The following is a 22,838-nucleotide window of genomic DNA, read 5'->3' as shown; positions in this document are numbered from 1 at the left end:
AACTTAATGAGGATGTAAATACCCGTTTAATTTCATTTCAATCGAACGCGGGTTCTCGCCATCAGCAATAGCGATGATACCTTCGATAATTAATTCACGGTATTGGGAATTTTCATTTACACACATACGCAATTTGTTAGACATAGGAATGAATACCAAATTAGCAAGCGCCACACCATAAATGGTCGCCACAAACGCAATAGCGATTCCAGGCCCAAGAGTGGCAGGATCAGCAAGATTATTCATTACATGAATCAACCCCATTACGGCGCCAATAATTCCGATAGTGGGCGCGTATCCGCCCATGGATTCATAAAATTTTATTGCATCAAAATCGCGCTGCTCATCCACAATCAAATCTGTTTCCAGGATGCGGCGAATCACTTCTGGCTCATTGCCATCCACTAATAACTGCAATCCTTTTTTTGCAAACTTATCTTTTTCCCGCTCGGAAATCGCTTCAAGCCCCAAGAGACCATCCTTACGCGCGGCAGCTGCCCAGCGCACGATATTGGCAACACCTTGTTTAAAGGGAACATAGGGTGGTTTAAAAACCCAACTAATAATTTTTAATGCACGTTTCAAACTATTTTTGGATGTCTGTAGCATGGCAGCACCCAAGGTGCCACCAAATACAATAAAAGCAGCAGGTCCATTGACTAACGTACCCAACCCTCCACCTTCCAAAAAATTTCCACCGATAATGGCGGCAAACGCAATAATAACGCCAAGGATGCTGAGTAAATCCATTACATTACCTCTCGCACCAAACGCGGCCCTATGTCTTTCAGGCTAAGCACTTTATCTGTCAGTCCAGCACGCGCGACTGCCATGGGCATACCATAAATCACACAACTTGCTTCGTCCTGTGACCAGAGTGCTGAACCAGCCTCTTTTAATAGACGCGCACCATTGCAACCGTCCGACCCCATTCCCGTCAACACGACTCCCAACACTTTATCGCCATAAATATTAGCCGCCGATCCAAAGGTGATATCCAGCGACGGCTTGTAATTAACACGCTCATCATCCGGCAACACTCGCACAGAGCCACCATTGCGTTTATCCAGCATCAATTGTTTTCCACCTGGCGCCAGCAGCGCCAACCCCGGTTGTAATTGATCGCCATCAACCGCTTCACGAACACGAATGTTGCATTGTTTGTTTAAACGCTCTGCAAATGCTTTGGTAAAGTTTTCAGGCATATGCTGCACGAGCACTATCGGCAACGGAAAATTTGCTGGCAAGGTAACTAATACTTCTGCCAGGGCGACCGGCCCACCGGTAGATGCACCAATCACTAATATCTTGGGTTGTTTTTTTAAGCGGTAATTATCAGGACCAGATGCTTTTGCTGATTCATCTTGCTGGGAACTTACGGGGGCACGAGCAGGTGCAGATGCACCTGGAACCGGTGCGCGCAAATTAGGTGCGATAGGAATCGATGAAGGTTTCGGTTCAGCAACGGGAACTGCACGTGCTGTAACACCAGCCAGCGTAATTAAACGCTCGTGCAATTTTTTCTTTAGGGATTCTGAGCTGCGCGATACTTCAGCAAAATCCTTGGGAATAAAATCCAATGCACCTGCTGCCAATGCATCCAAAGTCACTTTCGCTCCCTCATAGGTGAGAGAGCTAAACATTAAAATAGGAACTTTACGATTCGCCATGATGAGCTTGATCGCCGTAACACCATCCATCACCGGCATTTCAAAATCCATGGTGATGATATCAGGCTTAAGCTGCTCTGCTTTCTCTACTGCTTCACGGCCATTACTGGCGATACCAATCACTTTTAAATCCGGATGCTCATTAATAATATCTTTCAGGCGATGCTGAAAGAAATTCGAATCATCAACTACCAATACCCGGACAGGCATCTAACTCACTCCGCAGTTGCAACTGCTTTGGAAAATAAAATGGTTGGAGCAACCTTGGGAAAAAGTATTGCCAGCTTAACGACAACTAACTATGACCCCAGCTAGTCGATCCCTTTGCATAGCGACGAAGTAAACTGGGAATATCCAAAATCAATGCGATGGTGCCATCACCGGTAATAGTTGCACCTGCCATACCCGGAGTACCTTGTAACATTTTTCCAAGCGGTTTAATCACCACCTCTTCCTGACCGATCAGTTGATCCACCACAAAACCAACACGGCGGGTGCCTACCGTGACAATCACCACATGTGCATTGTCCGGGCGCTCACCGTAGGCATTTTTTACCAACCAATCTTTCATATAAAACAGCGGTATTGCCTGGTCGCGAATAGCAACGCAATCCTGGCCGTCAACAATATGGCTCCTGGTGAGATCCATATGGAAAATTTCATTGACACTCACCAGCGGAAACGCAAAGGTTTGTTGCCCCAGCATAAACATTAACGTTGGCATAATCGCCAAAGTCAGTGGCACTTTGATGATAAAGCGTGTGCCTTTACCTAATTCTGATTTAATTTCCACGGTGCCGTTAAGTTGGGTGATTTTGGTTTTCACCACATCCATCCCCACACCACGCCCTGACACATCCGAAATTTCTTTTTTAGTAGAAAAACCCGGAGCAAAAATTAAATTATAGGCTTCCGTATCTGAGAGGCGATTAGCGGTGTCTTCATCAAACAACCCTTTTTCGACAGCAATCGTGCGTAGCTTAACGGGGTCCATACCTGCGCCATCATCGCTAATCGATAAAAGGATATGATCACCCTCTTGTTCTGCAGAAAGTATCACTTGCCCCAACCGTGGTTTACCGGCGGCTTCACGTACCTCAGGAAATTCAATGCCGTGGTCGACCGAGTTGCGTACCAAATGCACCAAAGGGTCGGCGAGCGCTTCTACCAAATTTTTATCCAGATCAGTTTCTTCACCTACCAATTCCAGATTGATTTCTTTGCGCAAACTGCGCGCCAAATCGCGCACTACACGCGGGAAACGACCAAACACCTTTTTGATCGGTTGCATGCGGGTTTTCATGACCGATGTTTGCAGATCGGCAGTCACCACATCAAGATTTGCGACAGCCTTTACCAAGGCCTCATTAGTAGAACTATTACCTAAACGCACTAAACGGTTGCGCACCAAAACTAATTCGCCAACCATATTCATAATATCGTCGAGACGCTGGGTATCGACACGCACAGTCGTTTCAACTTGCGGCGCTTCTTTATCGCTGACAGGTGCGGGAGAGGTCGCTGGTGCAACAACTGGTTTAGGCGGCTCTACTTTTTTGGCTGCAACCGGAGCAGGTTTTGCTACTGCAGGTGCAGGTTTTACTTCAGGTGCTTTTACGTTAGATGCGGGTACTGATGATGCAGGTGTAGCTGCTGTAACACCAGGCCCCTTACCTTTGCCATGAAGTTGATCCAGTAGCGCATCAAATTCATCATCACTAATTAAATCACTGCCACCGCTAGCTGCAGTTGGGGCTGGTGCAGATACCGCAGGCGCTACAGGTGCAGCAGCAGGCCCTTTACCCTTACCGTGCAATTGATCGAGTAATGCTTCGAATTCGTCTTCGGTAATCTCATTACTGGTGGCGGCAGTAGCAGGTGTGACAACAGCTGCCGCGGGAGGCGCGATGCCGGGAGCACTCCCTTTGCCGTGCAATTGATCAAGTAGTGCATCAAATTCATCTTCAGTAATTTCATCGTTGCCCGATGTACTGACGGGTGCAGCAGCAACAGATGTAGAAGCAGCCGATGCCGGTTGACCCGCAATTGCATCAAGTAATTGTTCAAACTCTGCATCGGTAATATCACCAGTGGGAGTTTCTGCAACCACAGTTTCACTGGCAGCCGCAATGTTTGCGTTTGCAGCTTCAGCGGCCTCATCCAAATCCGCGCATGAAACCAAACGTTCCAATGCTGCAATTAATGAGTGATCTACTGGGGGCAAGGCTTCGCGTTGGGAAACCAATTCAAACTGTTGGTTCACTAAGTCCAAAGCTTCTAGCACTACGTCCATTAATTCAGAAGTAACGGCGCGTTTTCCATTGCGTAAAATATCAAACAAGTTTTCCGTCAAATGACAACATTCAACCATTGGGGTCAACGCTAAAAAGCCGGCACCACCTTTTACGGTATGAAAACCGCGAAAGATTGCATTTAGCAAGTCTTTATCTTCAGGGCGCTGCTCCAAGTCAACCAATTGCTGGCTGAGGCGCTCAAGGATTTCTCCCGCCTCTACCAGAAAATCCTGGAGAATATCCTCGTCATCACCAAAACTCATTCAACGTTCCTCGCGTGACCCGCAGACCTAAAAACCAAGGCTAGACAATAAATCATCGACATCGTCTTGCCCGGACATTACATCTGCACGCTCTTTATTAATTTGTGGGCCTTCGGCTTCGACCTTGCGCTTATTCATAATTTCTTTGTCATGTTCGAGTGTCTCGCTGTCATTCGAAAGACCAGCAATTTCTTCCACTTGACCCGCAATACGCACCAGACTGACTAGATCTTTTTCAACATCGTTAATTAAACCGATCACGCGTTTTAACACTTGCCCAGTTAAATCCTGAAAGCCCTGCTCCAGTACAATGTCTTGTAGATTTTTACTTAATTGTTCGGTGCCAGTTACCATCTGCTTGAGAAAATCATCCATGCGGTCATAGAGCTGGCGAAATTCATCAGGGCCCATTTCACGGCGCTTAAGCCGCGCCCATTCTGCACGTAAGCTGCTGGCCTCTTGCCCAAGGTTCATCGCAATAGGTGCTGCCTCATCGACCATATCCATGGTTTTTTCAGCTGCTTTTTGTGTGAGATCAATAACGTAATTCAAACGATTGGATGCATCATGAATATCTGAGTTGGCAATTTTGGGCGGCTCTTTGGTTAAGTCCGCGTCCACATTAAAATTGACAATAGCATTGTGCAGACCGCGCGTTAAACGCCCCACCGACTGAAATATATGTCGGTCGCGCGCTTGGGTGATGGTGTGAATCAGCACCGATGCCTCTTCGAATTGATTGCTTTGCAATTTCTCCGTGAGCAACTTGGCGCACTCTTTCAATTCGACAACAAATTCTTCGTTGAAAGATGTTTGGGGTTCAGATGCCATGACAACGCCTTATTTATTATTTGATCGAGCCAAACTAACCTACGCGATCAAAAATTTTCTCGATTTTTTCCTTGAGTGCTTGTGCGGTAAATGGTTTGACAACATAACCATTAACACCCGCTTGCGCTGCCTCAATAATCTGGTCGCGCTTGGCCTCAGCCGTTACCATTAACACCGGTAAGGTGCGCAACTTTTCATCTGCCCGAACGGCTTTCAGCAAATCGATACCCGTCATACCTGGCATATTCCAATCCGTGACTAGAAATTGAAAGTCACCACTTTTCAGCATCGGCAATGCTGTAACCCCATCATCCGCTTCATGGGTATTGGAAAAACCCAAGTCCCGCAGCAAGTTTTTAATAATCCGTCGCATTGTTGAAAAGTCGTCAACAATTAAGATTTTCATATTCTTATCCAACGCAACCTCCACTCACCCTGACGGGATTTTCATTTAATCATAGTCTAGTAGGAGTTGAAGCTTCGGCCAGTTCCGGCGCATCAATCTTCAACTTTTAATTCGAATCATAGCCCAATTCGCTGAAAACACAGAGTTTTTGATATTTACACTGCAACTTGAACGATGCTTTTTGCTAGATTCGTTTGTTATTTAAACAGTCATCAGCCCGATTGCCAATCTGCCAATTTGTGGCGCAGCCGCGCTGCCGCCTGACTGTGGATCTGGCTCACGCGGGATTCACTGACTCCGAGCACCATACCAATTTCTTTCAGATTTAGTTCTTGATCATAGTAGAGCGCCAACACCATCCGTTCACGTTCGGGCAAGAGGGCTATAGCCTTCACCAGTGCTTTTTTTAAGCCATCGCGCTGGATACCATCGAGCGGGCTGACAAACGCGCTGCTGTGCTCAGATGCATCTATATTGCTGTCTTCCTCGCCAAAAGTTTCTTCATAGCTGAATAGGCGACTGCCGTTGGAATCTTGCAGCATTTCAAAATATTCATTGAGCCCCACACCTAACTCGGCAGCGACTTCACTGTCAGTGGCATCGCGGCCGGTGCGCGCTTCTACTGCAGCAACGGCCTGGGAAACACGGCGTGCATTGCGGTGCACTGAGCGCGGAACCCAATCGCCGCGGCGCATTTCGTCAACAATTGCACCGCGAATTCGGATACCCGCATAAGTTTCAAAACTTGCACCGCGGGAGGCATCGTATTTTTGGGAGGCTTCGATAAGGCCGATCATGCCAGCCTGGATAAGATCGTCCACCTGCACGCTGGCCGGCATACGCATCATCATGTGATAGGCAATACGCTTTACCAAAGGCGCGTAGTCTTCAATATTGATCTGTACATCAAGTAAGGTTTTTTTATCGTACATGGCTAAACCATTGACTACGGCCATTGAGCACCTTCTTATCAGCAACAACCCTGCGTTTTACCAACGATCTGGCGGCACAACGTATTACATACCTATTTTTTTCTGCATCACACACTAGGCTAACGCGCATTCGCAGCCTGCAATAAACGTTCTACAAAAAATTCCAGGCGCCCTGTAGGCGAGTTGGGTAGCGGCCATTTATCTACGACTTGTGCAAGTGCACGTATAGCGACAGACGCTTTGGAAGTGGGCGCAAATTCCAGCAGGGATTTTTGTTTTTGTACCGCTTTGCGCACGTTTTCGTCGAAGGGAACCTGGCCGACAAACTGCAAAGTCACATCCAGAAAGCGTTCGCATACGGTATTGAGCTTGTTAAACATATTGATGCCTTCCTGCGGTGTACGCGTCATATTCGCCACCACCCGGAAACGCTGCATGCCGTATTCTTTGTTGAGTAATTTGATCAATGCGTAGGAGTCGGTAATAGATGAAGGTTCGTCGCAGACAACGATAATCACTTCATTGGCAGCACGCACAAAACTCACGACCGTATCGGAAATACCGGCTGCCGTATCGATAACCAGGATATCGACTTGATCCGAAAGATCATTGAAGGCATTGATCAGTCCTGCGTGCTCAGCAGCACTTAGTTCTGCCATGCGCTGTACACCGGATGACGCAGGAACAATCTTCATACCTGCAGGACCACTTACCAGTACGTCCGCCAAACTATGGGTGCCGGCAAGTACATCTGCCAGCGTATGGGTCGCCCTGATACCCAACAGCACATCGACATTGGCTAAGCCCAAGTCAGCATCCAACAACACCACACGCCGACGCAATTCTGCCAGCGCAATGCTGAGGTTAACGGAAATATTGCTCTTCCCTACTCCGCCCTTGCCGCCGGACACAGCGATCACTTGTACTGGTCGCATTTGGCTCATCTACGCATAACTCCAAACCTATTTCTTCGAGTTGTACACCTGATTGCCAGATAGGCATTGGGGTACACAAATGGTGATCTGAGTATAGATAGGGATTGGAACTTCATCCGACTAATTTCAGTTTCACCGACAAATTCCTGTGGTTATAACTGTTGTTTAACCTTCACCGTTTACGAGACAGCCGTTGTTGGATTGGATTTAAGCAATGCAACCGCTTTCGACACCAATTGATGCGCACGCGCCACATCCAAATTTTTGGGAATGTCTTGCCCGTCGGTGGTGTAGGCAATCGACAGGCGATTTTGCATGGCAACTCCCAAGGCTTCACCAATGCTTGCGGTCTCGTCCAATTTGGTAAGGATGCAACCTTGCAAACGCGCAGCGCCATATGCATGGATCGATGCTTTTAACATCTGTACCTGGCTGTTGCATGACATAACAAGATAGGTTTTTACCACTTGCTGCTCAGCCAATGCTTTCAATTGTGCTTTCAGATGCGGGTCGCCGTGGCGGAAACCAGCGGTATCAATTAACACCAAAGAACAATGACGCAGGCTGCGCAGGACTGAATCCAGAGGATTGGCTTCGTCCACCACGCGCACTGGTACACGCAAAATACGCGCGAGTGAACGCAACTGGTCATGAGCGGCGATGCGGTAGGTATCGGTAGTAATAAGCGCGACCTTATCGGCACCATGCTGTAATACATAGCGCGCCGCCAATTTACCAATGGTAGTGGTTTTGCCTACACCGGTCGGGCCGACAAATGCAAACACACCGCCTTGCTCGACCACATCACGCCCATTAATTGGCAATTGGTGCGCAAGGTTCGCCAACGCATCCGGCCAGGCATCGCTTAGAGTTTTGGCTTTAGTGCAGGCGTTGATAACGCTGCTGATAACATCCTTCGGCAAATTCAATCGCTCAAGACGACGCGCAACGCTGGCAAGCACAGGGGAATTAATCGGTGCCGATTGTTGGCCAGTAAGACGATCCAATTGCTGCTCCAGTAAAAAGCGCATATCGGCAATTTCTGCTTGTAGATCGGTGAGCTGTGAGGATTGGTCAACGCTTTCCCTGGTTGGGCCTTCAGCCTTGGGCGCTTCTTGCAAGCGCCCCTCTTTCAGCAAGGTCTCGCGGAATGACATTGCCTCTTTGCTGAGTGCTGTCGCTGAAGCTGCTCGCAACGAGGGAGCTAAAGCAGATACCGGAGCTGCATCAACTAACGGATATCTTTCGGCGGCACTCATACCCACCATTGGCTTCTGTGCTGGTGCCGGAGTATTGCGCGGAATCCCCGCGTTCACGACCGTATTTTTTCCCACTAAAAATTCTTTTGCCGAATCTTCTGCTTTGCGCGCAGCAATCATGCGCAAACGCGCTTTTTCAATATCATCGGCCAACTGCGCACCGCTTTTACCTGCATTAGGATGGGCGGGCTGATCAACCGCTCTACTAATCACTGGCGCGGCGCGGCGCGGTTGCGGATTTGCCAAAGCGCGGGGAGAGATATCACCATCACTCAACAGCGGCTCGCTCGGCGCAAATGTGGATTCGGAAAAAGGGCGATTTTGCAATTGCTTGAGTTCGTAATCGGAACCCATGGTAGTCAGCAATTCCACCCCTTCCGGAATGCGATTGCTGGAGAGAATAATGGCATCTGGCCCCAGTTCCTGGCGAACCAATTCCAACGCACGGCGCATATCAGCTGCTACGAAACGTTTGACTTGCATATTCAACTCCTACCCGGTTGGGCTATTTTTTATCGGCACCGACACTTGCATCGATACTGATCTGTTTGTTGTCGGGCACTTCGGTGTAAGCCAGTACCCGCATATCAGGAACACTGTGGCGAACAAAGCGCGATAGCATTGGCCTGAGCGGCGCTGCTACGAGCAATACCAAAGGTTTACCTGAAAGTTCTTGTTTCTGCGCTGCGCTAATCAATGATTGCTGCAGGCGATCTGCCAAGCCAGGCTCAATAAAGGCGCTATCATCCGCGCCAGCTTTTTGTGCCTGCTGTACGGTGTTTAGCAACAACTGTTCCAACGTCGGCTCAAGCGTGATAACTGGCAGGTTTCGGTCATTACCCACAATGTTTTGGACAATTTGACGGCATAAGGCCACCCTGGCCAATGCGGTAAGAGCGGCGGGATCTTGACTCTTGCCACCGCTTCCCGCCAAGGCTTCGGCGATGGAACGGATATCGCGGATAGGTACGCGTTCGCGCAGCAAGTTCTGCAACACTTTCAACAGGACATTAATCCCCATCGTGTTAGGCACTAGCTCTTCCACAAGCTTGGGCGATGTCTTGGCTAGCATATCCAGCAGCTTCTGCACATCCTCATGACCGAGCAGTTCAAAAGTATGCTGCTGAAGGATTTGGTTGAGATGAGTCGCCACCACCGTGCTCGGATCAACTACGGTGTAACCCAATGTCTGCGCCTGTTCACGCTGGCTGGGATTGATCCAGATTGCATCCAGGCCAAACGCCGGATCTTTGGTTTTAATACCGTCGAGGGTACCGAACACCTGCCCCGGATTAATCGCCAATTCGCGATCGGGATACACGTCGGCTTCCGCCATCGAAACGCCCATCAAGCTGATGCGATAACCGGTGGGGTTCAAATCCAGATTGTCGCGGATATGAACTGAAGGAATTAAAAAGCCCATCTCTTGCGAGAGCTTTTTGCGCACACCTTTGATACGGCCAAGCAGTTCGCCACCTTGATTTTTATCGACCATAGGAATCAGGCGATACCCCACCTCCAAGCCGATGACATCCACCGGCTGCACATCATCCCAACCCAGCTCTGGCGACTCCTGAGCACCCGGAGGTAAAGCTGGTGCCGAGCGCTGCGGTGCAATACTGGCACCGCCCGACGGCGCAACCTCTCCCGCAGCACGAGCACCTGCAGGAATAAATGTATTCTCTTCCACTACAGCCGGTTGCTGCTTACGCCAATGGATGTAATACGCCAAGCCAGCACACAACAAGCCCAAGCCCAAGAATGCAAGATGTGGCATACCGGGGACGGAACCCATAATAATCAACATAATAGCAGCGACAGCTAAAGCTTTAGGCGAGGTAAACATTTGGCTTACCACCATTTTGCCCATGTCTTCAGAGCTATTAACGCGGGTTACCAAAATGGCGGAGGCAACCGACAGCAAAAGACCAGGGATTTGCGCCACAAGGCCATCGCCGATAGTGAGGATGGTGTATTTTTCAAAGGCATCACCAAACTCAAGATCATGCTGCATCATGCCGATGGCAAGTCCACCAAAAATATTGATGAACATAATCATGATGCCCGCGACAGCATCGCCGCGCACAAACTTACTTGCACCGTCCATTGCACCGTAAAAGTCAGCTTCGGCAGACACTTCCTGACGACGTGCGCGCGCCTGATCCTGATCAATTAAGCCCGCATTCAAGTCCGCATCAATCGCCATTTGTTTACCGGGCATTGCATCGAGGGTAAAGCGTGCGCTCACCTCGGATATACGGCCTGCACCCTTGGTGATTACCACGAAGTTGATGATCATCAAGATGATAAACACCACGATACCCACAGCGAGATTCCCGCCAATAACTACGTGCCCAAAGGCTTCGATTACCTTACCTGCCGCATCGCCACCATTGTGGCCTTCCAACAACACCACACGGGTGGAGGCTACGTTCAAGCCCAAGCGGAGAAGAGTTGCAATCAACAAAATAGTAGGGAAAGCGGCGAAATCTAAAGGGCGCATGGCATATACAGCAACCAGCAACACCACCAACGACAGCGCGATATTGAAGGTGAAGAACGCATCCAGCAGCAAGGGGGGAATCGGCAATATGATCATTGCCAGAAGCATCATCAGCAGGATTGGAATACCCAGATTGCCACGCCCCATGGCGCGTACTGAGCCAAACGCAGCTTTGCCGTTAAAGTTATTCAACTGGTTAAACGTTGGTAAGGCCATAAGCACGGATTCTTGACAGTTAGGTCATTTTTCCGTGATATCGCAAGAAGCGTACCGATTTACGCAATTACTACAACAGATCTGCAAAGCTGTTTATTATTTGATCTTTAATAAAAATGCGCATAAACTATGCGCATTATAATTGAGCATTAATCATGAACAACATCTACGATCCCAGCGCGTCCAAGAAGCCCACAAATGTGAGTATTAACAGTGAGTTATTGCGCAAAGCTAAGGAGTTTGAGATCAATTTATCCGCTACGCTCGAGCAGGCGCTAGTGGAGAAAGTGAAGCAGCGCCAACAGGAGCTTTGGTTATCCGCCAATAAAAGCGCCATCGATGAGTACAATCAATACACCGAACAAAACAGCAATCCCAATGATCCACAGCGGGGTTTCTGATGAGCCAATTCCGCGCTTACAAAAACCACAATCTGGAAAACCACCACGTCCCTTATTTGCTGGATGTGCAAAATGACCTACTTGCAGGCTTGGATACACGCATGGTGATCCCACTCATCCGCGAGTCCAGCTTTAAGGGCAGCGGCATTACCACCCTAACCCCCAAGCTCACCATCAACGGTGAAACGCTGTTGCTGTTAACACCGCAAATGGCGGGTATCAGCAAGCATCTGCTAACTGAAGAGGTAGGCAACTTGGGGAATTTTCGCTACGAAATTTTGGCGGCAATCAATTTATTGATAGAAGGGTTCTAAGTTTAATCCAACTTACCTTTAGCGTCGTAACGCAAGTCACGCGGTACATTGATATTGCGTGGATATGTAGGTTTCTCACCTTTTCCTTTACGGAAATTGCGCAGTTGAAACACATAAGCCAATATTTGCGCGACCGCAAGGTACAACCCGGATGGAATTTCCTGATCTACTTCTGTGGTGTAAAAAATCGCACGCGCGAGCACAGGTGATTGGATAATTTCGATTTTGTGGGCGTTGGCAATTTCACGGATCTTTAATGCCGTGTGATCACCACCTTTGGCAATCATAATCGGCGTATCCATATTTTCCGGATCGTATTTCAGGGCCACCGAAAAGTGTTCCGGGTTGGTGATGACGACATCGGCTTGGGGGACATTAGACATCATGCGGCGCTGCGCCATTTCCCGTTGCAATTGACGAATACGGCCTTTTACTTCCGGCTTACCATCCGTATCTTTGGATTCATCTTTTTGATCCTGCCGTGACATTTTTAATTTTTTATTGTATTCGTAAATTTGCAGAGGAACGTCAATCGCAGCAATTAAAATCGTAGTCGCAGAAAGTGCGATAGTGGCAAAAATGGAGATTTCCAGGGAATGGATAATCGCGTTGCCAACACTTTCATCCACCAAGCGAAACATATCCTGCGCGTAAAATTTTAACAGCCAAATAGTCGCACCTAAAATAATCAGTACTTTGCCCAGGGCTTTTAATAATTCAATCAGGGATTTAACTGAAAACATGCGTTTAATCCCCGCCAGCGGATCCATACGACTCAGCTTTGGCTCCATGGCTTTACCGCTGAAGTTCCAACCACCTAAAGCAATCGGGCCGACAATCGAGGCGATTAATAAAATCGCCATCAGTGGAGCAATACTAAAAAGGCCGTCATAAATGGCGCTAGCCAAATGGGCAATCATGGCATTGGGGTCATAAATCGTTGCGCGGTTGAGGACAAAATTGTCGCGTGTAAGGCCAATCAATTTTGCGCCCATAAATTCAGCAAAGAAATAAATACCCAGCGCCGCCAACATTAAAACCGCTGTAGTCGTGAGATCTCTGGAGCGGGGAATCTGGCCTTCTTCGCGCGCTTTTTCAATTTTGCGCGAACTGGCCTCTTCCGTTTTTTCCTGACTGCTATCGTCTTCTTCAGCCATTGCAGTACCTTAAGGTGTCAATGCCAAAGTACGTAGCACACCTATGCCCTCTTCCATAATTTCAAAATATACCGGGAGGAAGTTAGCAAGGGTGAACCACATAAGGATAAAACCAAAAATCAAAGTGATGGGAAAACCGACTGTAAACACGTTCATTTGTGGTGCTGAACGGCTCATCACTCCAAACGACATGTTCACAATCATTAAAGAGGTAAACAGCGGCAAGGTAATTAATAAGGCCGCACTAAATAACCAGGAACCCAAATCCACAATCGTCATAAAATGGGCGCTATTCATGCCTGCCCCACCAATCGGAAAGGTGGTAAAACTGTCGATCATTAATTGCAACACCACCAAGTGGCCATTGCTGGCCAAAAATAATAAGGTGGACACCAGTAAATAAAATTGCGATAAAATAGTTACACTCACACCGCTGGATGGATCATTCATCGCAGCAAATCCCAAGCCCATTTTCATTGCGATAAACTGCCCCGCCAATACAAACACATGCAGCACTACCTGCATGGCAAAGCCTAAAGCCAGACCAATCAGCACTTCTTGAATGATCATCATAAAACCTTGCGCCGACACAAACGAAACCACTGGCGCAGGCGGCAATACCGGAGCGATCATGATGGAGGTAAACAGGGTGAGGATAATACGCACACGGGCCGGTACAGTACGCGCACCAATGACCGGCACGGCAAAATAAAAAGCGCTGATACGTAACAACGGCCAGAGGTACTGGCCGATAAATTGCGATAGCTGCTCTTCACTTATGATTAATTCTTGCATTGCTCTGACCGACCCGATGAGGCCCCGTTTTACCCAATAAGAGAAGGTACGCTCGAAAATAATCGATTAAATAAATCCATAAACTTGGTTAACAACCAGGGACCCGCCATCATCAATGTAATCAAAGTAACGATAAGACGCGGCAAAAAACTGAGGGTCTGCTCGTTAATTTGAGTCGCCGCTTGGAACATACTCACGATCAGCCCCACGATCAAACCGGGGCCAATAATAACCAGCAGCATCAAGATCACCAGAAAAAATGCCTCTGCGAATAAATCCATTACTACTTCGGGAGTCATCATAATAAAGCCTCCATCATATGCCGTAGCTAGCGGCGAGCGTGCCTACAATCATCGCCCAGCCGTCAACGAGGACAAACAACATAATTTTAAACGGCAGGGAAATAATCAATGGCGAGAGCATCATCATACCCATGGCCATAAGCACACTGGATACCACAATATCGATTACCAAAAAGGGAATGAAAATAATAAAACCAATTTGGAATGCCGTTTTTAATTCACTGATAATGAATGCGGGCACCAAAATACTGAATGGTGTTTCCTCCGGTGTGGCTATCGGCGGATGCTTGGCGATGCCTACAAACAAAGCGATATCGGATTCGCGCGTCTGGGCAATCATAAACGCATGAAAAGGGGCAGCGGTTTTTGCCAGAGCTTCCTGCGCACCAATCTGCTGGTTAATGTAGGGCTGCAGCGCATCTTCATTCACCTTATTTAATACCGGCTGCATAATAAACAGGGTTAAAAATAACGCGAGACCAATCAAAATCTGGTTTGACGGCGACTGTTGCAAACCCAGTGCCTGACGCAAAATAGAAAACACAATAATAATGCGGGTAAAGGATGTCATCATCATTAATAGCGCCGGTAAAAACGTCAGCGCCGTCATAATGGCGAGGATTTGCAGCGTAACCGTATATTCCTGCGTGCCATCCGGATTGGTTTTAACCGTTAACGCTGGCAACCCAGGAATGGCAGGCAGGCTACCCAGGTTAGAGGGAGTTGTTTGCGTCAATGGTAAATTATTTGCGGCCGTATCCACTACATTAGGGGTATTGGTCTGCGCAGAAACAACCCCCGCAAACACCAGGCATAACAGTGCAAGCAAGATCCGCATAAATACCACTTTGGTATCAACAGCATTATTCAACATGGTATTTCCTAGGGAGCAGAATTGTTTTTATTATTGGAATCTTGCGCGGAGGTTAGCGATGACTTTTGCTGCAGGATCGCCATTAACTTACGGCTAAAGTCAGATGGATTTTCGGTTTTATCATCCACCACAATAGGCGTTTCAAATACATGCAGGGTATTAATATGAGTTGAAGTAATACCCAATAATAATTGCTGCCCACCCGCCTCAATCAGCACTATGCGTTCGCGCGTGCCCAAAGGCATAGCTGACAAAATTTTAATATGGGCGTTAGCTGAAAAAGTCCCTTGGCTAAAACGTTTTACGAACCAGGAAATCGCAAAAATTAAACCGATAATACCCATCAATGCCAGCGTCACATTTACCAGGTGACGGCCACTGCCAATTTGCGCAGTGGGGACCGTAGCCTGTGCATAACTGAGCTCGGTGAAGGACACCAACAACAATACCCAAAAACCTCGTCCTTTAACGGAGAGCCAGTTCCTCGATGAGAAGAGGATTGTTGTTAACAAGACTAGGTTCATTCTTTTATTCCTAACGCAATTTTTTAATGCGTTCCGCAGGGCTAATAACATCGGTCATACGAATACCGAATTTTTCATTGACCACCACCACTTCACCGTGGGCGATCAATGTACCATTGACCAATACATCCAACGGCTCGCCTGCAAGACGATCCAATTCAATTACCGAGCCTTGGTTAAGTTGCAATAAATTGCGAATCGTAATCGAAGTGCGCCCTACTTCCATGGAGATGGAAACTGGAATATCCAGAATCACATCCAAATCCGGGCTGCCCGGCGGTTGTTTAAGCACATCACTTTTTAATTCATCAAACGACACTGTGCTGGCCATGGCTTCATCAACATCAGCCTGCTCTGCCATAGCGGCAGCCCAATCATCGGCCATTGAGTCTTGATCAACATCATCACTTGCCATTTTTTCCACCTTTAGTTGCAGTCACGCGTTCATCTTTAGCGTTAGTTGTTTCATCCGTTTTTGTGCTATCGCCTTTAGTACCGGTTATATTGTAAGCACTGCGACGGTCAATAAATTCGCGAATTTTCAAACTGAGAAAACCATTGGTTTGACCTAACTGGGTCCTGAACATGGGAACACCATTGGCGGTCAACACATGGTAATCCGGGAATTCAATGGGGATAATATCGCCCGCTTTTAAATCAACAATATCGCGCAGGGTAATGTCGCGCCGCACGATATCGCATTCCAAATCCACGCTTGCCGAAAGCACATCCTCGCGCAAGGCCTTTTCCCAACGCTCATCGTGCTCGTCACTGTCACTTTGCAAACCGGCGTCGAGCACTTCACGAATCGGCTCAATCATTGAATAGGGAACGGTGATATGCATTTCACCACCGCCGCCGTCCAATTCAATATGGAATGTACTCACCACTACAACTTCACTGGGGCTCACAATGTTGGCAAGCGAGGGATTAACTTCTGAATGGACATATTCAAAATTGATGGGGAAAACCGCTTTCCAGGCCTCGGTTAAATCGATAAATGCCTGATTTAATACCATCTGCACAACGCGCAATTCAGTCGGGGTAAATTCGCGGCCTTCAATTTTTGCGTGGCGGCCGTCGCCCCCAAAAAAGTTATCCACTAATTTAAAAACCAACCGCGCATCGAGAATAATTAATGCCGTACCACGCAAAGGTCGAAACTTCACCATATTCAAACTGGTAGGCACGTAAAGCGTATGAACATACTCGCCAAATTTTTGGATTTGCACACCACCAACAGAAACATCGGCAGTTCTACGCAATAAGTTAAACATACTGATGCGGGTGTAGCGGGCAAAACGTTCATTGATCATTTCGAGCGTGGGCATGCGCCCACGCACAATACGATCCTGGCTGGTGAGGTCATAGTTTCTTACCGTGCCGGGTTCAGCATCGCCCTCGGTATCTATGTCACCGTCATCAACGCCATGGAGGAGCGCGTCAATTTCGTCTTGCGAGAGTAAATCTTGCACAGCGGTTTCCTTATTGCATTACAAAGTTGGTAAACAACACTTGTTCGACATTCGAGGGGGAAACCTCCTCGCTTTTGCCACTGGTAACCAGTGCCTCTTGTTCTTTTTGCAATTGGCTACGAATAATTTCCAGCGCTTCTTTCCGTAAAATTTCTTTCCCTTCGTTGGTCTGTAACTCTTCAAAGTTTTTGGCACTTAACAGCATGACCAAACCGTTGCGAATTGCCGGCATATGTAACTTTAATAGCTCCTCCAGCAAAGGATCGCGATACAACAAAGTAATTGCCGCCTGTAGATAACGCTGGCGGCCATTCACATTGAAATTAATCGTAAAGTTAGGGGTCATTTCATAATAGAGCGCTGGCGCTAAAGTCGATTCTGCCTGCTCTTCTTCTGCAACCTCACCCTCGGGTGGTGCTGGTGCTAAAAATTTTAACGCCACAATAGTACCGCCGATGGAAATTGCTATCAGCGCCACCGCCAGACCAATGATTAACAACAATTTCTTTTTTTTCTTTTTTGCATCTGCAGCTGCATCAGCGTTGCCTGCATCAGTTTTTGCTTTGGGGGCTGCCGCCATGTCAAAACTCCGTCACTTTCAAAGTCTAAAAGGGTTTGAGCAATACCTATGCCAGTATCGCCTTTGAAAGCTTAGCAGCGGATAGAGGGTTTGCGAGGGCAAGCGTGAGAAAGGTGTTTAGAATGAAGAAAAAAATCTGATGCAAAACAAAGGTGTAGAGAACCTGATCAATCTGATCAGGTTCCCGGCAAAAAAAGCTTAGCTTAATTAATGAGGAACAGATTAAATCTATGCGTAATGATCAACCAGACGCATTGAAACAGCTTGGGTGATGGCCACCGGCGCCAACTCCTCTTCATCCAACCCGGCATTACCTGAATTTTTAGTTGACTCCTCCTTTTCTCGCTCGTGTTGGGCAAAGGATTTGTCGGATACATCCACATTCACCAGATTTAATCCCTGCTCGGAGAACATTTCGCGCAGGCGATTCAATTGCTGATCCAGAGCTTCGCGCACCGCTGGATGTGGGCTGGTGAAAGTCACGCTGGCTTGGTCCTGATTAACGCTCACCCTGACTTGCATAGGGCCCAGCTCGGGCGGATCGAGGCGTATTTCAGCAGAGCTCACATTTTGTGCTGCAAGCCATAGTACTTTATCGCCCACTGCTTGACTCCATTGGGGCGTACCGACTGTTACTGGAACTCCCGTTTGAACAACAAACGCGCGCGCAGCAGGTGATTGTGCATCAGCTAATCGTGTCAATGTTTCAACTGCCGCGCTCACCGCTGCGGGTTTTGCCAAATCAGCGGCGGGAGCTGCTCTATCTAGCGTCGCTGTAGTCATGGTAGTTTCGGCCAATTTATTCAGCGCAGCTTTGGAGTTAAGCAGCAGAAAATCCGGGTTTTCTCCGGAATCAGTAGCGGAGCTATCGCCGGTCAATACATCGATTTCACCCTCCGCACCATCCAAGGCCAGTTCACTCACCAAGTTTGACGAGGTTCCGCCCAAAGCTAGCAGAGCGGCAGGCTGTGCATCTACAGCAGCACTTGTGATGGTGGGTCCAGCAACTTGACCCTGTGTAACCTGGGTAGTTACGGCTAAGGGTGGTTGATTATTGACTAATGTGCCTACTGCTAGCCCTGGCAATATGGAAGCTTCCGGCGCTACAGGCATAACAGATGGTTGTATTGCCAACACGCCTGGATCAAGCACAGAGTTATCTGATGATAAATCTATATCGTCATCATTTAGCGATTCATCTGCAAGCAACGGCTGCGGGTTCGCGGCATTGAACAAATTTTCAGGCGAAGCCAACATCTCATCAACCTTGCCCTCGCCTGATAAGCCGTGAGTAATCAACAAAAAATTATCGAGCGCAACAGGCACTTCATCGGCCGATTGATCCTCCCCCTCACCGGTGTGAGTAGTTCCTGCCTGTGTTTGCGGTTGGGCGTCGGCAGATTGCTCTTCAGTTTGATTATCCATCACAGGTTCATCCACACTTGTATCGCGAACTACCGTCTCTGATTTCTCTACCGGTTTACTAGCAACATCTTGCGCATGGTCGCGCGCTTTAGACGGTGTATCCGTCTTGTGTGTTTCTTGCACTGAATTGCGCTGGGCTGCAGGTTTTGAGGCTTGGCGCGCGGCCGCAGGCTCAGCGGGCGGATTTTCTTTGCGCGCAACCGGTTTGCGGGCGGCAACCTCTGGCCGCACTTGCTCAAGTGCCTGCTGGAATTTTTCAGTCGATTCGGCACGCGCTTTGGCGGCAGATGCTTTAGTCACCACCGGGTTTGCATTGGTTATGCCCAATAAACTATTTAAAAGATTGCCATTGTTCATCTGCTGCTCCTGCTCTTGATCACGGCAAGGGTTTGCCGCTCGATCAGCCAACAATTCGGTTCAGGAGAGTCTTTGCAAAGCAGGTGCCAATTCGCGGTGACAGCCCCACCCCGGGTCGGGATCGTTGTCGATGAATAAGGCAGGATGAGGAAAGGTGAAATGGGTAAAAATAAATCGCTAATCAGGGCAGAGAACGCAACAGAACCATAACTTGGGCAAACTCTCTTTCGATGGAATCGAGGTCAACGTCCAAGGCTTCCAGTCGCTTTTCCAAGGCCTTTTTTTCCAATGCAGCACACAATGACGACAAATGTGGAGCGCCAATGTTGCTGCTACTCCCCTTAAAGCTATGGGCTGCACGGCGGATCAAATCGGCATCGGTACCCTGGATAACCTCGCGTAAGGTGCTGATACGGTCAGTGGAATCTTGTACAAAGGTATCTATCAGCAACGCAAAATCATCCTCCATGACTTGCTTGAGCGTATTTAAGGTGTCGTAGTCCAGATGTTCCATTGGGCTGCATCTCATTCGTATGGGGGAATGCTCAGGGTTAATTCATCAACATGAATCAATCATCGCTCACCCATGAAAAAGCGACTTCGACGATATTACCGCATCCCAGATAGGTAACGGTACCACAAAGTTTCTCCACCAGCGCAATACCGCGCCCGCTATAACCGAATGACGTCAGATTGTCGGTAGAACGCTGCTGATGATCAAAGCCGTCACCACTGTCTTCAATGCGCACTTTTAATAGCCCGCCATTTTCATTGGTCTTGTGGGAGATATTAATGCGCACAAACCCTTCAGTGACTTGATTAATTCGCTGCTCGCGCAACTCATAATAATCGGAAAAACCATCCGGTGTTTTTTTGAGTTCAGAATCCAGTTTTAATACGCCATGCTCAAGGGCATTGGTGTATAGCTCGGCGAGAATGGTGTAAAGCGTGCTGCTAAACGCGCGCAAGCTGGGCACCTCCATCAGAACATTTAGCAGCATCGGCAGTGGATCAAATACTTTGAAGCTAGTGGGTTTGACTTCAAACCCCATGGTCCATTCAATTTCCGAGTTGCCAAATTTGTCGCTAGCTTCTTTAGCGAAACTATTCACCCGTGCAGGTTCATCCATGCGAATCTCAAGCAAGGATAAATCATCATCTTTTTCACCACTGCCAACAAATTGCTGCACACTTTCAATGATGTCGTTAAATAAAAGTTCGGGGTTGCTGTTGCGACTAAATACCGCCTTCAAGCGCTCTTCACCAAACATATCACCATCTGCATTGCGCGCCTCATGAATTCCATCCGACCAGACAAAAATCCGGTCCTCCTTCTGTAATTCAAAATATTCACAATTATCTTTAAAGGCGCGATTGGATAACACACCGAGCGGCAAATGGGTTGATTTAACTGGGGTGATATTGCCCTCTTGATGGTGATATACAAAACAATCGGGCAAACCACCATTCCAGATTTTCAAACGTTTTTTGCGGAAATTGATATCCATCATGGTGGCGCAACAAAAAATCCCTACCGGTAAAATATTTTTTAATTTGCCATTTATTTCACGCAAGATATCGGTCATGGAAAAGCCTTTCGACACCATACCGTAAAAAGTAGATGCCAAAGGCATAGCGCCAATTGCAGCGGGCAGACCATGGCCAGTAAAATCGCCAAGCAACACCATCATGCTGCCATTAGGACGCATAGCGGCGACCAATACATCGCCGTTAAATACCGCAAGCGACGATAAAAAATAACGGACATTACTGGCATTCAAGCAACCGCTGTGTGCGACATTGTCAAACACGTGTTTTGCAACGGTTTGTTCCTGCAATAAACGATTGTTGTACTGCACGATTTGGTTGCGCTGCGTCAGCATTGTGCTGTGCATCTCGCGCATACGGTTGAAGGATTTTATTTTGGCTTGCAGGATAATGCGGTTGTAAGGTTTGGAGAGAAAATCATCGCCACCAGCATCCAGGCACTGCACCAGGGATTCAGTATCGGAAAGGGAGGTGAGAAATATAATAGGGACTAATTCATCGCCCGCAAGCTCTTTGATTTTGCGCGCCGCACCAAAACCATCAAGTTCTGGCATGAGCGCATCGAGCAACACAATATCGGGTTTTTCAGCGGAGTAGACCTGAATCGCTTCAAGCCCGTTACAAGCGGAAACAACGTGATGGCCTTCTTTGCGAACAATACTTTCAAGGATGAGCCTGTCAGTGTCTGTATCATCGGCAACCAAAATTTTTAAACGCCGGACATCATTCATAAAATCGCTTCCATACATCACTCAACACGCAATTTGGGCATGCATGGCCACCTATTGGATATCAAATAATTGCTCAAAATTGGAAATTAATAAAATCTTTTTCACATCCGGTGCACAATTCACAATCTGAATATTGGATTGTTCGCCGCCCGCATAATCACGCAACAGCAATAACATGCCTAAGGCCGAACTATCCAGATAAGAAGTACCCTGCAAATCGACACGGTAATGAATGGGAGCTTGGGCGAGCTTTTCATACGCTCCGCGAAACTCCTGGTGGGAACTAAAATCGAAACGGCCCTGGATATAAATAGTGACTTGATTGCCATCAGGGGAAACTGTTGACGTGATCGCCATGTCTTACCTCATCAAAAAACTCTGAACATTCCTGATACGAGTCGGCAGGAAGTAACCCACTACCCTGCACCAGCACAACCTAAGGATAGCCTATAAAACTATAGTTGCTGGGGACTTACACAATATAACCAGTAAGCGATAAAACTGCTCTAAATGGCCAATTTACAATAACTATTGCGTTGCGGGTCCGGGTTATTGGCCGTTGTCCGACTGCCGCCGTAACTGCTGCGAGCTTAATTCATCCATTTCTTTCTGCAAGCGTTTATCGAGCAGAAGATTATCTTCCTGCTGCAAGCGAGTGATTAAATCCTCAATAGATTTTCGTTTTTGATGTTTAACGCGCCATTGTTGCTGCAAGGATTCAAGTATCGCTTTGTAGCGCTGTACTTTGGCTTCTTGCTCACGGCAGGCTTCATTGAGACGATTGATGAACGTACTGTAATTGATCAACTCGTGGGCAAGAACACCCTCGCGCAACTCCCCCTGGGCATGTAGATACTGGGTGGCATACTCACGCAAATCCGCCAGTTGCATTTCCTCCTGTGCAAGCTGTTCGCGAAACTGGCTAAGTTTTTTGGCCGCTTCATCCTCCTGACGCACAGCCAATGTCAGCACCACCTGCATACGTTTAGCGCGGGATTCAGCCATGACAGGGGCTCTCTGCTAGATAACCCAAGTTAATTTACCTT

At 47.8% G+C, this 22,838-nt stretch carries 24 protein-coding genes; 2 read left to right on the top strand and 22 right to left on the bottom strand.

Annotated elements, in window-relative coordinates:
* Positions 1–3 precede the first annotated feature (3 nt).
* The 9 genes from J2X05_RS07520 to flhA form a co-directional block, all read right to left on the bottom strand.
* Positions 4–750 (bottom strand): flagellar motor protein, encoded by a 747-nt coding sequence (locus J2X05_RS07520; protein ID WP_310070767.1) that lies wholly within the window; start codon positions 748–750, stop codon positions 4–6.
* Positions 750–1,880 carry a protein-glutamate methylesterase/protein-glutamine glutaminase gene (locus tag J2X05_RS07515; protein WP_310070763.1) on the bottom strand — a complete coding sequence of 377 codons (1,131 nt, stop codon included), beginning with the start codon at positions 1,878–1,880 and terminating at the stop codon, positions 750–752. The genes J2X05_RS07520 and J2X05_RS07515 overlap by 1 nt, the downstream gene beginning before the upstream one ends.
* Before the next feature lie 85 nt (positions 1,881–1,965).
* The gene (locus J2X05_RS07510) at positions 1,966–4,227 is read right to left on the bottom strand and encodes a chemotaxis protein CheA (protein WP_310070760.1); all 2,262 of its coding nucleotides are present in this window, start codon (positions 4,225–4,227) and stop codon (positions 1,966–1,968) included.
* 27 nt (positions 4,228–4,254) lie between these two features.
* Positions 4,255–5,058, bottom strand: a complete 804-nt coding sequence (locus tag J2X05_RS07505; protein ID WP_310070759.1) for a protein phosphatase CheZ — start codon at positions 5,056–5,058, stop codon at positions 4,255–4,257.
* A gap of 34 nt (positions 5,059–5,092) precedes the next feature.
* Complete coding sequence (gene cheY, locus J2X05_RS07500) at positions 5,093–5,476, bottom strand: chemotaxis response regulator CheY (RefSeq protein WP_039914554.1); 384 nt, start codon at positions 5,474–5,476, stop codon at positions 5,093–5,095.
* A 200-nt stretch (positions 5,477–5,676) separates the two neighbouring features.
* Positions 5,677–6,420: an RNA polymerase sigma factor FliA gene (locus J2X05_RS07495; protein ID WP_310070753.1), complete on the bottom strand. Its 744-nt coding sequence runs from the start codon at positions 6,418–6,420 to the stop codon at positions 5,677–5,679.
* A 95-nt stretch (positions 6,421–6,515) separates the two neighbouring features.
* Entirely contained in the window at positions 6,516–7,340 is an 825-nt protein-coding gene (locus tag J2X05_RS07490) for a MinD/ParA family protein (protein ID WP_310070750.1), read from the bottom strand.
* 170 nt (positions 7,341–7,510) lie between these two features.
* Entirely contained in the window at positions 7,511–9,073 is a 1,563-nt protein-coding gene (flhF, locus tag J2X05_RS07485) for a flagellar biosynthesis GTPase FlhF (protein ID WP_310070747.1), read from the bottom strand.
* A gap of 22 nt (positions 9,074–9,095) precedes the next feature.
* Entirely contained in the window at positions 9,096–11,309 is a 2,214-nt protein-coding gene (gene flhA, locus J2X05_RS07480; protein ID WP_310070745.1) for a flagellar biosynthesis protein FlhA, read from the bottom strand.
* 155 nt (positions 11,310–11,464) lie between these two features.
* On the opposite strand from flhA, the gene J2X05_RS07475 reads away from it, so the two are divergent.
* Both J2X05_RS07475 and J2X05_RS07470 read left to right on the top strand, forming a co-directional pair.
* Positions 11,465–11,710 carry a type II toxin-antitoxin system CcdA family antitoxin gene (locus J2X05_RS07475; RefSeq protein ID WP_310070743.1) on the top strand — a complete coding sequence of 82 codons (246 nt, stop codon included), beginning with the start codon at positions 11,465–11,467 and terminating at the stop codon, positions 11,708–11,710.
* Positions 11,710–12,024 carry a CcdB family protein gene (locus J2X05_RS07470; protein ID WP_310070741.1) on the top strand — a complete coding sequence of 105 codons (315 nt, stop codon included), beginning with the start codon at positions 11,710–11,712 and terminating at the stop codon, positions 12,022–12,024. The genes J2X05_RS07475 and J2X05_RS07470 overlap by 1 nt, the downstream gene beginning before the upstream one ends.
* Before the next feature lie 2 nt (positions 12,025–12,026).
* Here J2X05_RS07470 and flhB read toward each other — a convergent pair whose 3' ends face one another.
* From flhB to fliJ, 13 genes are all read right to left on the bottom strand, one after another.
* Positions 12,027–13,181, bottom strand: coding sequence for a flagellar biosynthesis protein FlhB (gene flhB / locus J2X05_RS07465; RefSeq protein WP_310070739.1), 1,155 nt, complete (start codon positions 13,179–13,181; stop codon positions 12,027–12,029).
* Between the two features lie 9 nt (positions 13,182–13,190).
* A complete protein-coding gene (gene fliR / locus J2X05_RS07460) occupies positions 13,191–13,976 on the bottom strand; it encodes a flagellar biosynthetic protein FliR (protein ID WP_310070735.1) in 786 nt (261 codons plus the stop codon).
* Between the two features lie 29 nt (positions 13,977–14,005).
* On the bottom strand, positions 14,006–14,275 hold the full coding sequence (gene fliQ, locus J2X05_RS07455) for a flagellar biosynthesis protein FliQ (protein WP_133684121.1): 270 nt from the start codon (positions 14,273–14,275) through the stop codon (positions 14,006–14,008).
* Positions 14,276–14,291: 16 nt separating this feature from the next.
* Positions 14,292–15,152 (bottom strand): flagellar type III secretion system pore protein FliP, encoded by an 861-nt coding sequence (gene fliP / locus J2X05_RS07450; RefSeq protein ID WP_310070732.1) that lies wholly within the window; start codon positions 15,150–15,152, stop codon positions 14,292–14,294.
* 8 nt (positions 15,153–15,160) lie between these two features.
* Positions 15,161–15,676, bottom strand: a complete 516-nt coding sequence (fliO, locus tag J2X05_RS07445; RefSeq protein ID WP_310070729.1) for a flagellar biosynthetic protein FliO — start codon at positions 15,674–15,676, stop codon at positions 15,161–15,163.
* A 10-nt stretch (positions 15,677–15,686) separates the two neighbouring features.
* Positions 15,687–16,091 carry a flagellar motor switch protein FliN gene (fliN, locus tag J2X05_RS07440; protein WP_310070726.1) on the bottom strand — a complete coding sequence of 135 codons (405 nt, stop codon included), beginning with the start codon at positions 16,089–16,091 and terminating at the stop codon, positions 15,687–15,689.
* Complete coding sequence (gene fliM, locus J2X05_RS07435; RefSeq protein WP_310070723.1) at positions 16,081–17,151, bottom strand: flagellar motor switch protein FliM; 1,071 nt, start codon at positions 17,149–17,151, stop codon at positions 16,081–16,083. Before fliM ends, fliN begins: the two co-directional genes overlap by 11 nt.
* Positions 17,152–17,161: 10 nt before the next feature.
* Positions 17,162–17,731 carry a flagellar basal body-associated FliL family protein gene (locus tag J2X05_RS07430; RefSeq protein ID WP_310070720.1) on the bottom strand — a complete coding sequence of 190 codons (570 nt, stop codon included), beginning with the start codon at positions 17,729–17,731 and terminating at the stop codon, positions 17,162–17,164.
* Between the two features lie 228 nt (positions 17,732–17,959).
* A complete protein-coding gene (locus tag J2X05_RS07425) occupies positions 17,960–19,513 on the bottom strand; it encodes a flagellar hook-length control protein FliK (protein WP_310070717.1) in 1,554 nt (517 codons plus the stop codon).
* Positions 19,514–19,694: 181 nt separating this feature from the next.
* On the bottom strand, positions 19,695–20,027 hold the full coding sequence (locus tag J2X05_RS07420; RefSeq protein WP_310070714.1) for an Hpt domain-containing protein: 333 nt from the start codon (positions 20,025–20,027) through the stop codon (positions 19,695–19,697).
* 55 nt (positions 20,028–20,082) lie between these two features.
* Positions 20,083–21,792 carry an ATP-binding SpoIIE family protein phosphatase gene (locus tag J2X05_RS07415; RefSeq protein ID WP_310070712.1) on the bottom strand — a complete coding sequence of 570 codons (1,710 nt, stop codon included), beginning with the start codon at positions 21,790–21,792 and terminating at the stop codon, positions 20,083–20,085.
* Between the two features lie 51 nt (positions 21,793–21,843).
* Complete coding sequence (locus J2X05_RS07410) at positions 21,844–22,149, bottom strand: STAS domain-containing protein (RefSeq protein WP_310070709.1); 306 nt, start codon at positions 22,147–22,149, stop codon at positions 21,844–21,846.
* A gap of 192 nt (positions 22,150–22,341) precedes the next feature.
* Positions 22,342–22,797 (bottom strand): flagellar export protein FliJ, encoded by a 456-nt coding sequence (gene fliJ, locus J2X05_RS07405; protein ID WP_310070707.1) that lies wholly within the window; start codon positions 22,795–22,797, stop codon positions 22,342–22,344.
* Between the last annotated feature and the right edge of the window lie 41 nt (positions 22,798–22,838).

The sequence above is a fragment of the Cellvibrio fibrivorans genome (genome assembly GCF_031457055.1).
Lineage (GTDB): Bacteria > Pseudomonadota > Gammaproteobacteria > Pseudomonadales > Cellvibrionaceae > Cellvibrio > Cellvibrio fibrivorans.
This window is presented reverse-complemented; position numbering and strand designations above follow the sequence as displayed.

Excerpts from the sequence above, each read along its gene's own strand:
- J2X05_RS07520 (WP_310070767.1), bottom strand. The coding sequence starts at position 750 with ATGGATTTACTCAGCATCCTTGGCGTTATTATTGCGTTTGCCGCCATT.
- J2X05_RS07515 (WP_310070763.1), bottom strand. The coding sequence starts at position 1,880 with ATGCCTGTCCGGGTATTGGTAGTTGATGATTCGAATTTCTTTCAGCAT.
- J2X05_RS07510 (WP_310070760.1), bottom strand. The coding sequence starts at position 4,227 with ATGAGTTTTGGTGATGACGAGGATATTCTCCAGGATTTTCTGGTAGAG.
- J2X05_RS07505 (WP_310070759.1), bottom strand. The coding sequence starts at position 5,058 with ATGGCATCTGAACCCCAAACATCTTTCAACGAAGAATTTGTTGTCGAA.
- J2X05_RS07495 (WP_310070753.1), bottom strand. The coding sequence starts at position 6,420 with ATGGCCGTAGTCAATGGTTTAGCCATGTACGATAAAAAAACCTTACTT.
- J2X05_RS07490 (WP_310070750.1), bottom strand. The coding sequence starts at position 7,340 with ATGAGCCAAATGCGACCAGTACAAGTGATCGCTGTGTCCGGCGGCAAG.
- flhF (WP_310070747.1), bottom strand. The coding sequence starts at position 9,073 with ATGCAAGTCAAACGTTTCGTAGCAGCTGATATGCGCCGTGCGTTGGAA.
- flhA (WP_310070745.1), bottom strand. The coding sequence starts at position 11,309 with ATGGCCTTACCAACGTTTAACCAGTTGAATAACTTTAACGGCAAAGCT.
- J2X05_RS07475 (WP_310070743.1), top strand. The coding sequence starts at position 11,465 with ATGAACAACATCTACGATCCCAGCGCGTCCAAGAAGCCCACAAATGTG.
- J2X05_RS07470 (WP_310070741.1), top strand. The coding sequence starts at position 11,710 with ATGAGCCAATTCCGCGCTTACAAAAACCACAATCTGGAAAACCACCAC.
- flhB (WP_310070739.1), bottom strand. The coding sequence starts at position 13,181 with ATGGCTGAAGAAGACGATAGCAGTCAGGAAAAAACGGAAGAGGCCAGT.
- fliR (WP_310070735.1), bottom strand. The coding sequence starts at position 13,976 with ATGCAAGAATTAATCATAAGTGAAGAGCAGCTATCGCAATTTATCGGC.
- fliQ (WP_133684121.1), bottom strand. The coding sequence starts at position 14,275 with ATGACTCCCGAAGTAGTAATGGATTTATTCGCAGAGGCATTTTTTCTG.
- fliP (WP_310070732.1), bottom strand. The coding sequence starts at position 15,152 with ATGTTGAATAATGCTGTTGATACCAAAGTGGTATTTATGCGGATCTTG.
- fliO (WP_310070729.1), bottom strand. The coding sequence starts at position 15,676 with ATGAACCTAGTCTTGTTAACAACAATCCTCTTCTCATCGAGGAACTGG.
- fliN (WP_310070726.1), bottom strand. The coding sequence starts at position 16,091 with ATGGCAAGTGATGATGTTGATCAAGACTCAATGGCCGATGATTGGGCT.
- J2X05_RS07430 (WP_310070720.1), bottom strand. The coding sequence starts at position 17,731 with ATGGCGGCAGCCCCCAAAGCAAAAACTGATGCAGGCAACGCTGATGCA.
- J2X05_RS07425 (WP_310070717.1), bottom strand. The coding sequence starts at position 19,513 with ATGAACAATGGCAATCTTTTAAATAGTTTATTGGGCATAACCAATGCA.
- J2X05_RS07420 (WP_310070714.1), bottom strand. The coding sequence starts at position 20,027 with ATGGAACATCTGGACTACGACACCTTAAATACGCTCAAGCAAGTCATG.
- J2X05_RS07415 (WP_310070712.1), bottom strand. The coding sequence starts at position 21,792 with ATGAATGATGTCCGGCGTTTAAAAATTTTGGTTGCCGATGATACAGAC.
- J2X05_RS07410 (WP_310070709.1), bottom strand. The coding sequence starts at position 22,149 with ATGGCGATCACGTCAACAGTTTCCCCTGATGGCAATCAAGTCACTATT.
- fliJ (WP_310070707.1), bottom strand. The coding sequence starts at position 22,797 with ATGGCTGAATCCCGCGCTAAACGTATGCAGGTGGTGCTGACATTGGCT.